Source organism: Mesorhizobium sp. M7A.F.Ca.ET.027.02.1.1 (assembly GCF_004022985.1).
GTDB lineage: Bacteria > Pseudomonadota > Alphaproteobacteria > Rhizobiales > Rhizobiaceae > Mesorhizobium.
Genome location: NZ_RZOL01000178.1, coordinates 1 through 12,205 on the forward strand (window position 1 = coordinate 1; position 12,205 = coordinate 12,205).

A 12,205-nucleotide genomic window follows, 5' to 3' on the forward strand; every position below is an offset into this window, starting at 1 on the left:
GTAGGGTGGGTTCGAGGGCATTCCAAACATACTCCCTTATTCCCCTACTCCCTTACTCCCATAAATTCTAATTCCCCGACACCAGCGTATCCGTGATCTCGAAACGCTCGGCCTCACCGATGCGGATCATGTTGAGGCTGCCCTCGCGGGTGAAGCGGAAATTGCTGGGCGCGTCGGAGCTGGCCGGCCGGCCGCCGCGGAAGGAAATGACGCGCGTGCCGCCATCGGGCCAGGTGACCGTGACGTCTGCCTTGTCGGCGGTGCGTACGACGTTGACCTTGCAGCGCTCCATTGGCTGGCCGACATAGCGGGCGCAGGGAATCTCGGGATCCGGCGAGACGTCAGGCGCCGCCAGCGCCAGTACGTACGCATCCTGCATCGCGGCGCGGCCGATTTCGGCGGCGGATTTTGGCGTGCTTTCGGCTGCCGGGCCGGCGCCGCCAAGCCGCGCTGTCAGGTCGGGCGGCGGGACCGGCGCGCTGTTGGCCGAGCCGGTGGCGTGGGATTGATCCGGCGCCGAGGCCTGCCCGGTCTCATTGGCGCTGCCGGTGGAGGCAACCACCGGCGCATCGGCCGGTCTTGTCTCACCTTCGACATAGGGGGCCGGATTGAGGGGGATGAGATAGCGCGCCGGCGCCCAGCCGCTCAGCTTCTCCTTGCCTGTGCTCTCGATCTTGCACCATTTGTAGCCGTTGATGTCGTTGCAGCCGAGATTGGTGACCATGTCGCCGCTGCTCAGCCGCGCCTCGACCGTGGCGACCGGCGATGCGGTGGTGCGGACTTTGAGAAGGTCGTCCGGTGCCAGGCCGGTGACGACCGAGATGACGAGCTCCGGCGCCTCTTGGGCCATCTCTTCAGCCATAGCGGGGGCAATCACCGGCCATGCCGTCATCAACAGCGGAGCCGCAATCAGCGCATGGAGGGTTGTTCGGAGCGTAACTGTGCGCCTCATCGTTTGGCCGTGCGCTGATACCGTGCCGCGGCGGATCGAGCCCGCGCAAGCCCGGCCGGTTTTATAAGGGACGACGCGGCGCCATGTAAGCCCGAAAATTCGGCTCGCCGTTTCGCCAGTCTCAACCCGGACCGCCAGGCCGTGAGCCAACTCAGCCGGACGGGCATGAACGCAAGAGCGTTCAGCCGGGCAGGGGCATGAACCCTGTTCTGAGCGCGTGAGCCCATTCCGGCCGGCCCGCCTGTTCGGCTTGCCTGGCGGCCGCCTCGTGGTCGTAGTCGACGGCGATGGCCTCGAAGCGGTCGGGCTGGCCGTTGCTGCCCAAGGTGACGATGCCGTAGCGCGCATACGGCGAGCCCTGCTCGGAGACATGCGCCGGCGGTGTGGAATCGTCATAGGCAGGGCAGCCGATGCTGCCCGGATTGAAGATGACGGGACCATCGGGGACGCGGATCAGTTCCGCGCGGTGGCTGTGGCCGCACAGCGCGATGCGGCAAGCCGGGTCGAGCGTCTTCAGCCGCCGCCGGATCGCCGCCAACGGCGCACGCACCAGCTGGCCATTGACGATGGTATCGGCGAGATATTTCTCGTCATGGTCGGGACGGGCGTGGAATGCGATGATTCCGGGTGCGATCTCCAGCGTCAGCGGCTGGGCGAAAAGCATCTGGCGCTGCGTCTCGGTCAGCCGCTCCTGCGCATAGACGTCGGAGGGCCACATGGTGTCATCAGCGGGGTCGGCGGCGACACGGCGGTCGTGGTTGCCGCGCACCGTCGGCAGGTTCAGCGCCTCCAACCGCGCAAACGTCTCGCGCGGCCAGAGCGGGCCGGAAACGCTGTCACCGAGATTGACGGTCAGGTCGGCGCCGCCGCGCCGGCGAAGGTCATCAAGCACGGCGTCGAGCGCCAGCACATTGCCGTGGATATCGGCGAGTACGGCGATGCGCATTTTCGGAAGGCTCCTGTGTGACGCCGCTTTTCCTTTTGCCCACGTCCGTGGGGCGAGGAACCCAAGTTCTGCAAGGTCAGGCGTGCACTTCGATGTCGTGGCCGCCAACCGCCGGCAGTGCCGGATCGTCGCCGGCGGCGGCGATGACGCTGTCGAGCAGGCCGGGGAAGCGGGCGTCGAGATCGGCGCGGCGCAGTGTGATCATGCGGTTGGTGCCGACCACTTCGGCGCGGGTGACGCCGGCCTCGCGCAATTTGGCCAAGTGGTAGCTCAGATTGGTCTTCGAGCCGAAATCGAGGAACTGGCTGCAGTTCAGCGGCACGCCCTGCTTGCTGGCGAGATAGCGCACGATGGCGAGCCGGGTCGGATCGCCGAGCACGCCAAGCACGATCGGCAGGCTGATCTGGTCCGTATTGGGGTGTGGCAAGGTCATGGCTCGAAACTAAGCACAGTCGGGTCCGATTTCAACGCATCCATCATTGTTGGCCCGCACGCGGCCTTTCTCCGTCTGGCGCCGACCTGTGCTGACACAGGGCTGTCAGGAAGGTTCAGCTATTTTTCCCTGGCTTCATTGACATGATGCCCTATTGTGTCCAATTGTTCAATAACTTTTGAACTAAGGACATCCCGCCATGGACAAGCGCCTTTTCTGGCTTGCGCTCGGATCGTTCACGATCTCGACCGAAGGCTTCGTCATCTCCAGCCTTCTGCCCGACATCGCGGCGGATGCCGGTATCTCCATTCCGCTGGCCGGCACGCTGATCACCGCCTTTGCGCTCGCCTATGCGATCGGCACGCCGATCCTGGCGACGCTGACAGGCGAGTGGGACCGGCGCCGCGTCATCCTGTGGACGCTGGTGTTCTTCGTGCTCGGCAACATCGCCGCTGCCTTGAGTTCCTCCTTCGAACTGCTGCTGATCGCGCGCATCGTCATGGCGCTGTCGTCGGGCCTGTTCGCCGCAACCGCGCAAGGCACCGCGGTGGCGCTGGTCGATGATCATCACCGGGCGCGTGCCATCGCCGTCGTCGTCGGCGGCACCACTGTGGCCGTTGCGCTCGGTGCGCCACTGGGCGCGCTCGTTGCCACCGTTGCCGGCTGGCGCGGAACCTTTTTTGCCATCGCCGGCCTTGGTGCGCTTGCCGGCGCGATCCTGTGGTACCGGCTGCCGCGGGGCATCGTTGGCACCAGCCTGCCCTTGAAGCGCAGGCTGGCGGCAGCGCTGCGTCCCGGCGTGATGCCGATCCTGTTGACGACAGTGCTGGCGTTGATCGGCGCCTTCACCGTCTTTGCCTATGTCGCGCCGCTTGCCATCGAGGGCGGCGGTCTCAGCCAGATCGCGCTGCCCGGCATGCTGCTCGCCTTCGGCGTCGGCGCCGTCATCGGCAACATTGGCGGCGGCCAGGCTGCCGACCGGTTCGGCGCGACCCGCACCGTCGGCTGGTCGTTGGCGCTGAGTGCCGGCATGCTGGTCCTGCTGTCGGTCATCCCGACCTTTCTGCCGCCGCATATTGCAGGACCGGCGCTGATGGCGATGATGGTGCCGTGGGGCATCGTCGGCTGGGCCTTCCCGCCGGCGCAGGCCAGCCGCATCATCAAGCTGGCGCCCGACGCCGCCCCGATCGTGCTGTCGCTCAATGCCTCGGCGCTCTATCTCGGCGTGGCGCTGGGCGCCGTGGTTGGTGGCGCCGTGCTGCGCTACGGCGCGCCGGCCGATCTTGGCTTGGTCGCCGCGATCTTCCCGATCATCGGGCTTGGCATCGTGGTCGCCGGCCGCCGGGCGGCTCGGCCTGTAGAGATGCCTGCCGAGTAATCTCTTTGAAAGCCGTTGGCCGGCTCAGCGGGCCGGCGGCAGATCAAAATCCAGCGCGGCGATGTCATCCAGCGCCGCGCGCAGTTTTTCAGCCTTGTCACTGCCGACGACATCCTCGAAACGCTGCTGGGCGATCTGCCACAGTTTCATCGCCGCCTCGAGCTTGGCCAGCCCTTGGGGCGTCAGCCGCACACGCTTGACGCGGCGGTCGTCCGGATCGGCGAAGGTCTCGACATAGCCGTCGCGGATCAGTGGCTTCAGTGTATGGCCGAGCGCCGACAGGTCCATGATCAGCGACGTGGCGATGGCCCCCATCGCCGGCTCCTCGCCGATATGGATCTGGTAGAGCAGGCCCTGCTGCGTCGCCTTGAGGCCTGATGGCTCCACCACATCATCATAAAACTTGCCGAGCTTGCGCGTCGCGCGGCGCAGCGCGGCGTTGTTGCAGAGCGTGAGGCCGGGCAAGCTGTCCTTTGACATGATGGTCCTTGGCGCCGGCGAATGAGGCCCGGCTGCACCCCTCAAATAATCCCCGTCCGTATCATTGACAAGATAGTGGCATATGCCTACTTCCCAATTAGTGGTATATGCCACTAAATCAATCACGCGGCTTTCGGTAGCGCGGCAGATGCCACGGCGCCGGGTCAGTCGAAACGAACCAGATCAGTCGAAGAAGGAACAGGACAATGAGTGGACAGGGCAACAAGGGCACGGCGGTCGTCACCGGTGCTTCGTCGGGCATCGGCGCGGTCTATGCCGACCGGCTGGCGGGGCAGGGCTACGATCTGGTGCTGGTGGCGCGGCGCGCCGACCGGCTGGAGGAACTGGCCGGGAAGCTGCGCCAGACCTATGGCCGCAAGGTCAGCGTGATCAGCGCCGACCTTTCCAACGACGGCGACGTCCGCCGCGTCGAACAGGCGATCGCCAGCGACGACAGCGTGACGCTGCTGGTCAACAATGCCGGCCTTGGCGGCCAGTCCGTGGTGGCAATCGCCGATGCGGACGCTGCCGAACGCATGATCAAGGTCAATGTCATCGCCCTGACGCGGCTGACCCGTGCCGTGCTGCCGGGGTTTTTGGCGCGCAACAGAGGTGCGGTCGTCAACATCGCCTCCGTGCTCGCCTATGAGACCTCGTTCGGCGGCATCTACAGCGGCACCAAGGCCTATGTCGTCAACTTCACCGAGGCTCTGCACCGCGAGGTGGAGGGTACGGAGGTGAAGGTGCAGGTGGTGCTGCCGGGCGCGACACGGACGGATTTCTGGGAGCTTGCCGGCAGCGATATCGACCAGCTTCCGAAGGAAATCATCATGAGCGCCGACGATATGGTGGATGCGGCCCTTGTCGGCCTTGCCAGGGGTGAAGCCGTCACCGTGCCGGCGCTCGCCGAGCCGGCCAAACTGGACATTTTCCTCGGTGCCCGGCAGGCCTTCTACGGCAGCCTGCACGCCGACAAGCCGGCGGCCCGCTACGCGGCTTGAGGGTTTAGGCTGGTTCGCTTTACGAACCAAAAGGCCCATCATCCGGCCGCTTCGCGGCCACCTTCTCCCCGCTGGGGAGAAGAGACCGGCGCCGGCGCTGACAATCTCCTCTCCCCGAGGGGAGAGGTCAGCCGAGCGAAGCGGAGGCTGGGTGAGGGGGCCTTGCGTCCAACTCAGGCCGTCCGCCACATCGGAATGATCGAGGCGGCCAGCACCAGTGCCAGCACGATGTTGAGCGCGCGCCATTGCCATTCGGTCTTGAGCAGCCGCGCCAGCACCATGCCGGCCACGCACCACAGTGAAAGCGAGGCGGCGGCCGCGAGGCCGAAGGTGGCGCCGAGCAGCAGCGCAAGCTGCACCGGTCCGCTGGCCAATGCCGCGAACGAAGCCGCGGCGCCCAGTCCCATCGCCCAGCCTTTCGGGTTCATCCATTGAATGCCGGCGCCGCCCAGAAAGCTGTTCGGCCTAGCCATGCTCACATCCAGATTGGGCGGTCCGCTGCGGCCGATCTTGATCGCCAGCCAGAGGAGATAGAGCGAGCCGATGACCTTCATGGCCAGTTGCAGCGAAGGCACGGCAAGCAGCAGACCGGCAAGCCCGGCGGCAGCGGCACCCGTGACGGTGGCGAGGCCGGCGGCGCTGCCGACCAGCAGGGGCACGGAACGGCGAAAGCCGAACTGCGCGCCGGACGCCGTAGACAGGGTCGTGGCGATGCCGGGCGTGGTGGTGGCGACGATGGCAAAAAGGATGAGCGGGAGAATGGGCTCGAGCATGCGGCGTCCTCTGTCAGAGGGCTGCGATCGTAGCTGCGTGCGAACTTCAGTAAATGCAATGTTTGCCATGGTCAGCATTAGGATAGATAATGCCACCCATGATCCGAAATCTCGACATGGCGCTGATCCGCACCTTCATCACCGTCGCCGACAAGGCCAGCATGACGGCGGCGGCCAATGCGCTGCACCTGACGCAAGGTGCTGTCAGCCAGCAGGTCAAGCGGCTGGAGGAGGCGCTCGGCTCCAGCCTGTTTACGCGCGACCGGCGCGGCTTGCGGCTGACGCGCACCGGTGAACAGCTGTTCGGCAGGGGCAAGCGGTTGCTGGCCTTGAATGACGAGATCTGGGCCGAGATGGCTGGGACATCGGTGGCCGGCCAGGTGCGGCTGGGCGTGCCCTACGACCTTGTCGGCACCTTGCTGGCGCCGGTGCTGAAGACCTATGCCGAGACCTATCCGCAGATCGAGATATCGCTGGTCTGCGCCTCGTCGCCGGAGCTGACGGCTGCCCTTGCGGCCGGGACCATCGACCTTGCGGTGATCGAGGAACGCGTCGGCCCGTCGGCCGGTGAGTGCCTTGCCATCGACCGGCTGGTCTGGGTCGGTGCCAAGGGCGGCATTGCCCGCGCCAAGCGGCCGCTGCCGGTTTCGATCGTCGCCGACACCTGCGCCTTCCGCCCGGCGGTGCTGGCGGCCCTCGGTGAGTACGGGCTGGAGTGGCGCACCGTGTTCGAAAACGGCAACATCGACGCGACGACGGCGACGGTGCGGTCGGACCTCGCCGTCACCGCCTGGCTAGCCTCCACCGTGCCGGCGGATCTCGACATATTTCCAGCGGAGTCCGGCCTGCCGCCGCTGCCGAATTTTGCCATCAATCTGCATCTGCCGAGGCACGGTGTCGGGCCGGCGGCGCAGGAATTCGCGCGGCACATCCGCGATGGCCTGGCGCGGCGGCCGGTGGCGGCTTGAGAGACTTCTCAGAACTTGGGTTCCTCTACCCCGTCGATCGGGGGAGAGGTGTCGAGCGAAGCTCGACGGAGTGGGGGTCGATCTTCTTCGCCTGACTACCGCTGTCTGAGTCTTGCCCGCCTGGTTGTGCCTATCTTGCGGAGGTGCGTTTGGCGAATGGCTTCCCCACTCCGTCGCTGCTTCGCAGCGCCACCTCTACTCCCTCCGGAGGGAGAGGAAAGCACGCCAAGGCCGTCCTGCTACTTCCAGTTCCTGCGCCGCTCGAGCTCGGCGTCGGATGGCTCTCCCGTGACAAACGAGCCGACCTTGATTTCGCCCGCGCGCTCGTAGGTGGCGATGATGACGCCGGTGCTGGTGGTCTGCGACTTGGCAAGCTTGAAGGCGGCCGGCATCGCGCTGTCGCCGAACAGCCGCTTGCCCTTGCCCAGCAACAGCGGGAAGATCATCAGCCGAATTTCGTCGATCAGCCCGTTGGCGAACAAGGTCTGGATCAGATCGCCAGATCCCTGGATGAGCAGGTCAGGGCCATCCTCCTGCTTGAGACGGCGCAACGTCGCAACGATATCAGGCCCGAGCGATTGCGTGTTCTGCCAGGTGAGGGTGTCAGGCCGATGCGTCGCCACATATTTGGTCGCGGGGTTGAAGGCATCCGCGATCGGATCTTTCTGATACGGCCAGTAGGCGGCGAAGATGTCGTAGGTTCTGCGGCCGAGCAGCAGGGCGAAAGGCTTGGAGAACAGTTCATCCATCGCCGCGCCCCCCGCCTCGTCAAAATAATGGAAGGTCCAGCCGCCGAACTTGAAGCCGCCGACCGGATCCTCATGCGGGCCGCCGGGCGCCTGCATGACGCCGTCGAGGCTGACGAATGTCGCCGAGATGATCTTTCTCATTCCAATGCTCCCGTTCTTCGATCCACGCCGTCTTGGCCGGACTTCAGCCCAAGGACGGGCGACGAGCCACCGGTCCGACAGGACATAGGAAAATTTTGGCAAACCACCATCATTTGCGAGGCCCGGGATGGAGATCTTCCGACGAGAACCAGACATCGCCCGATATGGCGGTGGCGGTGTCGTCCGGCGCCTTGTCCTGGACCAGCCAGATCGAGCGGCTGCGCGCGGCCTGCTCGCGGGTCGGGATCCTCGACGCTGAGTCTGCGAGCGAGGCGCCGACGCAGGGAATGAACCACGATCGCATGAACGGATCGCAGGCGAAGCCTTTTTCGGTGCGGATCACCATCACCGCCAGCGGGACGCGCTCGGCCGGGCGCCAGGGGAAGATCATGCGGCCGCCGGGCCGCAGCGCCTTCAGCCACCCTGCTGGTGGCGCTGCGACGCCAGCATTGACGTAGATGATGTCGGATGGCGGCAGGGGCGTCGTCACCGCATCGCCATGGACGACCGTTGCATTGCCATGTGCTTCGAGATTTTTGCGCGCCAGATCGGCCAGCTTTTCGTCGAGTTCGAAGCCGGTGACGGTGCCGCCTGGTAAAACCAGCCTGGCCAGCACGGCGGTGTAGTAGCCGGTGCCGGCGCCGATATGAGTGACGGCCTCGCCAGGTTTAGCCGCAAGCTTTCCGATCCACATGGCATGCAGGAAGGGCTCGCCATTGTTGATGCCCTTGTCGTCGTCGAGCGTCACCAGCACGTTCTGGTAGACATGGGCCGGGTCGGCGCTCGGCGTCGTGACCTTGCCGTTGCCGGCGATGACCGTCCACGGACCGGGACCGAGAAACGCTTCGCGCGGCACCTCGGCGAAAGCCGCTTCCAGGCGTGGATCGGGCGAGCCGGCATGGGCGACCAGCAGCCGCGCGTAGAATTTCCTGATGTCTTCGATCCCGGCCATGCTGCGGGACAACATAGCGCGGATTGTCGATTTGTCGCGAGACTACCCTTTGCGCACGGTAGTTGATTTTCGAAGCGGAGCTTAGCCGATGCCGAAGATGGTGTCGTAGAGCAGCTTGAAGTTGAGCCCCAGGATCACCGCGGCGACTACCCAGGCAAGGGCGGCGACGCCGCGCGGAATGGCGAGATTGCCCATCTTCTTTTTGTCGGAGACGAACTGCACCAGCGGGACGACCGCGAAAGGCAACTGCATCGACAGGATCACCTGGCTGAACACCAGCAACTGGCCGGTGCCCTTTTCGCCATAGAGCGCGGTGACGACCACCACCGGGATGATGGCGAGGCCGCGCGTCAAGAGCCGGCGTGCCCAGTTGGGGATGCGCAGGCGCAGGAAACCCTCCATGACGATCTGGCCGGCAAGCGTTGCCGTCACCGTCGAGTTCAGGCCGGACGCCAGCAGCGCCACCGCGAACAGGATCGAGGCGATGCTCAAGCCAAGCAGCGGCGACAGCAGCTCGAATGCCTGGCCGATCTCGGCGACATCCTGGTGGCCGGTGTTGTGGAAGGCGACCGCCGACACGATCAGGATGGCGGCATTGACGAACAGCGCCAGCATCAGGGCGATGGTCGAGTCCGTCGTTGCCCATTTGATGGCGTCGCGCTTGCCTTTGTCGGTGCGCTCATAGGCACGGGTCTGCACGATAGAGGAGTGCAGATAGAGATTATGCGGCATGACGGTGGCGCCGATGATGCCGATGGCGATGTAGAGCATCTCCGGGTTGGTGACGATCTGCGACGACGGCACGAACATGGCATGCAGGATCGAGCCTGCCGGCGGGGCGGCGACAAAGATCTGGATGGCGAAGCAGCTGAAGATGATGATCAGCAGCGCGATGACGAAAGCTTCGAGATAGCGGAAGCCCTTGTTCATCAGCAGCAGCACGAGGAAGGCGTCGAGCGCCGTCAGCATGGCGCCGCTGATAAGCGGAATGCCGAACAGGAGTTGCAGCGCGATCGCGGTGCCGATGACTTCGGCCAGGTCGCAGGCGATGATGGCCAGTTCGCAGGCGATCCACAGCACGAAATTGACCGGACGGGGATAGTAGGCGCGGCAGGCCTGGGCGAGGTCGCGGCCGGTGGCGATGCCGAGCCGTGCCGCCAACGCCTGCAGCAGGATCGCCATCAGGTTGGACAGCATGATGATGAACAGCAGCGTGTAGCCGAACTGCGCGCCGCCGGCGAGATCGGTCGCCCAGTTGCCCGGATCCATATAGCCGACCGAGACCATGTAACCGGGACCCATGAAGGCGAACAGGCGGCGGAACCAGACCCCCGAACTCGGAACGGCGATGGAGGAATTGACTTCACGCAGGCTGGGCTGCTCGTCCTCGTCGGGCCTGGCGAACCGCCATGAGGAACGGGAGGCTGTGGCTTCGGCTTCGGACATGGGGGAGGGCTTTCCGGGAGACTGGGCGATGTTCCCTAAGCTATGCCATGGCTCAACATTATGCAATATGCTATATTTCATTGTCGTTGCTTTTCATCCGGCCGGCGGTCATCGGGTGGAAACGGCAATCGGAAGCGCTGGTTGCACCTGTGGCGCAATGCAAATAAACGGCCTGAAGAATCAGAGCCCGTGCTATGAAAGCATGGATGGCAAATAGTCCTGGGAGGAGCGCGTATTGGCGCTGAAGAACAGACCGGTCCCGCGCGAGCCGCTGCTTGACGCCGAAATTCATTCGGAGGGCTTCCGGCAGCAGCGCGAAGCGCGCCGCAGCGCGCTGGTCGAGGATTATGTCGAGCTGATCGCCGACCTGATCGAAGACGGCAACGAGGCGCGCCAGGTCGACATCGCCGCACGCCTGGGCGTCGCCCAGCCGACAGTGGCCAAGATGCTGACCAGGCTGTGCGCCGACGGCCTGGTGTCGAGAAAGCCCTATCGCGGCGTGTTCCTGACCGATGCCGGCCGCAAGGTCGCGGAGCAAAGCCGCATCCGCCATCAGACGGTGGAAGCCTTTTTGCGCTCGCTTGGTGTCAGCGCCGAGACGGCGCGCATCGACGCCGAAGGCATCGAGCACCATGTCAGCGCCGAGACGCTGGAAGCTTTCCGCAAGGCGATGACGGCGCGCTGAGCCGCCAGATTTCCGGCGCTGCCGGAACCGTCGCACGCCGGGCACGTTGCTCCCGACAGCGCGCGTTTTGTCGCGCGAACGGAGGAAGCGATGGGCATCGAACAAGCACCGACCGCAAAGGGCAAGCAGGCGGCCGCGGGACTGAAACAGGCGGCGGCGAGGGACGAGCGCAAGACCGAGGCGGAAACCGGCCGTCCGCTTAAAAAGGGCGCGGCGCGTTTCGAGGAACGGTCGAAGAGCTCTGACGGCAAGAGCGCCGGCGCCAAACAGGAAGATTAGGCGTCTGACGTGATTGGCTGCAGGCCAAGGCCGCTGTTGGACGTGGTTTACGTCCTTTCTTGCGGCAGTGTCTATCGCCCTCCGCTATGGCTGCGGGCGTTCGAGCCTTTTGAAAGGTCCAGTGGACCTTTCAATTTGCCTGCGGCAAACCGTTCCCTCACTCCCTGACATCCTGCACCCAGCTGCGCGGGTGGCCGTCGACGCGGAACTGGAAGATGAAATAGGGCGGGATGCAGGTGCCTTTGCCGGCTTTTGCCTGCACCAGATCGTCATAGCCTGCGGTGCAGATATAGTCCTCGCGGCAGGGATGCGCCTTGTCGCAGGCGCGCAGGCCGGCGGTCTTGGTGAATTCCTTCGTGCAGAATTTGTGGTCCTTGCCCGACGCGATGCAGTCGTTGAAGCCGGTCTTGGCCAGACGTCCGCACGTCGCCTCGCCGGGAAGCTTGTCGCAGCTCGCCTTGCGCAGCATGCCACCGGGAAAGCCGCCGGTCTTCTGCTGCGGATTGTCGTAGCGCTGGCGCGCCGCGCCATAGCCGGCGAGCTTGACCGGCGGCTTCTTGTCCCGCGCCGGGTCGATGGCGCAGGCCTTGGCGGTGGCCGGGGAGAGGCGGCAATACTGGTCGTTGCCCCAGGTCGACATCTTGATCTCGCCGAACTCGACCGGGTCGCCGACGGCCGTGCCGGCCTCGCTGACGCAGGTGCCGAAGCCCGGATGGATGGCGCTTTCATGGACGCCAGCGCAGCGCAGGCCGGTGCCGCAGGTCCAGTCCTTGAAACTTGGGTCCTCGCCGCGATAGCAGATCGAGCCCCAGCCATTGTAGAGGTCGGTGCCTTTCAGCGCCTCGGCATATCTGGCGTCCGGACGGGCGGCGAAGCCGCGCGTAAAGTCCGGGTGACTGCCGGCGGCGAACTGCTCGACGATGGCGCGGCGGCGCGGCAGGTCGGCGAAGAACACAGCCGAGCCCGGCACGAAGACGGCGTTGCGGCGCGGCTCGCTGGCCGGATCGGCGCCGGTGTAATGA

13 protein-coding genes and 1 pseudogene are annotated in these 12,205 nt (G+C 65.2%); 5 read left to right on the forward strand and 9 right to left on the reverse strand.

The window, feature by feature from the left end; translation table 11 throughout:
• Positions 1–67: 67 nt before the first annotated feature.
• The 3 genes from EN749_RS19560 to EN749_RS19570 all read right to left on the reverse strand — a co-directional run bounded on the left by EN749_RS19560 (position 68) and on the right by EN749_RS19570 (position 2,331).
• Positions 68–862, reverse strand: a complete 795-nt coding sequence (locus EN749_RS19560) for an SH3 domain-containing protein (protein WP_348629367.1) — start codon at positions 860–862, stop codon at positions 68–70.
• Between the two features lie 271 nt (positions 863–1,133).
• On the reverse strand, positions 1,134–1,898 hold the full coding sequence (locus EN749_RS19565; RefSeq protein ID WP_128363753.1) for a metallophosphoesterase family protein: 765 nt from the start codon (positions 1,896–1,898) through the stop codon (positions 1,134–1,136).
• Between the two features lie 76 nt (positions 1,899–1,974).
• On the reverse strand, positions 1,975–2,331 hold the full coding sequence (locus EN749_RS19570) for a helix-turn-helix transcriptional regulator (RefSeq protein WP_127269317.1): 357 nt from the start codon (positions 2,329–2,331) through the stop codon (positions 1,975–1,977).
• Positions 2,332–2,530: 199 nt separating this feature from the next.
• Between EN749_RS19570 and EN749_RS19575 the strand changes: the two genes are divergently transcribed.
• On the forward strand, positions 2,531–3,709 hold the full coding sequence (locus tag EN749_RS19575) for an MFS transporter (protein ID WP_128363754.1): 1,179 nt from the start codon (positions 2,531–2,533) through the stop codon (positions 3,707–3,709).
• Between the two features lie 24 nt (positions 3,710–3,733).
• Here EN749_RS19575 and EN749_RS19580 read toward each other — a convergent pair whose 3' ends face one another.
• Positions 3,734–4,189, reverse strand: a complete 456-nt coding sequence (locus tag EN749_RS19580) for a MarR family winged helix-turn-helix transcriptional regulator (RefSeq protein WP_128363755.1) — start codon at positions 4,187–4,189, stop codon at positions 3,734–3,736.
• A 206-nt stretch (positions 4,190–4,395) separates the two neighbouring features.
• Between EN749_RS19580 and EN749_RS19585 the strand changes: the two genes are divergently transcribed.
• Positions 4,396–5,190, forward strand: a complete 795-nt coding sequence (locus tag EN749_RS19585) for an SDR family oxidoreductase (RefSeq protein ID WP_128363756.1) — start codon at positions 4,396–4,398, stop codon at positions 5,188–5,190.
• 173 nt (positions 5,191–5,363) lie between these two features.
• Here EN749_RS19585 and EN749_RS19590 read toward each other — a convergent pair whose 3' ends face one another.
• Positions 5,364–5,963: a LysE family translocator gene (locus EN749_RS19590; protein ID WP_127326265.1), complete on the reverse strand. Its 600-nt coding sequence runs from the start codon at positions 5,961–5,963 to the stop codon at positions 5,364–5,366.
• 98 nt (positions 5,964–6,061) lie between these two features.
• On the opposite strand from EN749_RS19590, the gene EN749_RS19595 reads away from it, so the two are divergent.
• The gene (locus EN749_RS19595; protein ID WP_128363759.1) at positions 6,062–6,931 is read left to right on the forward strand and encodes a LysR substrate-binding domain-containing protein; all 870 of its coding nucleotides are present in this window, start codon (positions 6,062–6,064) and stop codon (positions 6,929–6,931) included.
• Between the two features lie 239 nt (positions 6,932–7,170).
• Here EN749_RS19595 and EN749_RS19600 read toward each other — a convergent pair whose 3' ends face one another.
• From EN749_RS19600 to EN749_RS19610, 3 genes are all read right to left on the reverse strand, one after another.
• Entirely contained in the window at positions 7,171–7,821 is a 651-nt protein-coding gene (locus EN749_RS19600) for a dihydrofolate reductase family protein (protein WP_128363757.1), read from the reverse strand.
• A 109-nt stretch (positions 7,822–7,930) separates the two neighbouring features.
• Positions 7,931–8,773: a protein-L-isoaspartate O-methyltransferase gene (locus EN749_RS19605; protein WP_164873807.1), complete on the reverse strand. Its 843-nt coding sequence runs from the start codon at positions 8,771–8,773 to the stop codon at positions 7,931–7,933.
• Positions 8,774–8,854: 81 nt separating this feature from the next.
• Positions 8,855–10,219 (reverse strand): Nramp family divalent metal transporter, encoded by a 1,365-nt coding sequence (locus EN749_RS19610; RefSeq protein WP_127809602.1) that lies wholly within the window; start codon positions 10,217–10,219, stop codon positions 8,855–8,857.
• 235 nt (positions 10,220–10,454) lie between these two features.
• Here EN749_RS19610 and mntR point away from each other — a divergent pair, with 235 nt between their 5' ends.
• A complete protein-coding gene (gene mntR, locus EN749_RS19615) occupies positions 10,455–10,904 on the forward strand; it encodes a manganese-binding transcriptional regulator MntR (RefSeq protein WP_127271216.1) in 450 nt (149 codons plus the stop codon).
• 90 nt (positions 10,905–10,994) lie between these two features.
• Positions 10,995–11,183 (forward strand): hypothetical protein, encoded by a 189-nt coding sequence (locus tag EN749_RS19620; RefSeq protein WP_127321885.1) that lies wholly within the window; start codon positions 10,995–10,997, stop codon positions 11,181–11,183.
• Positions 11,184–11,340: 157 nt separating this feature from the next.
• On the opposite strand, the pseudogene EN749_RS19625 reads toward EN749_RS19620, so the two are convergent.
• Positions 11,341–12,205: pseudogene (locus tag EN749_RS19625) on the reverse strand (hypothetical protein); the annotation flags it as partial.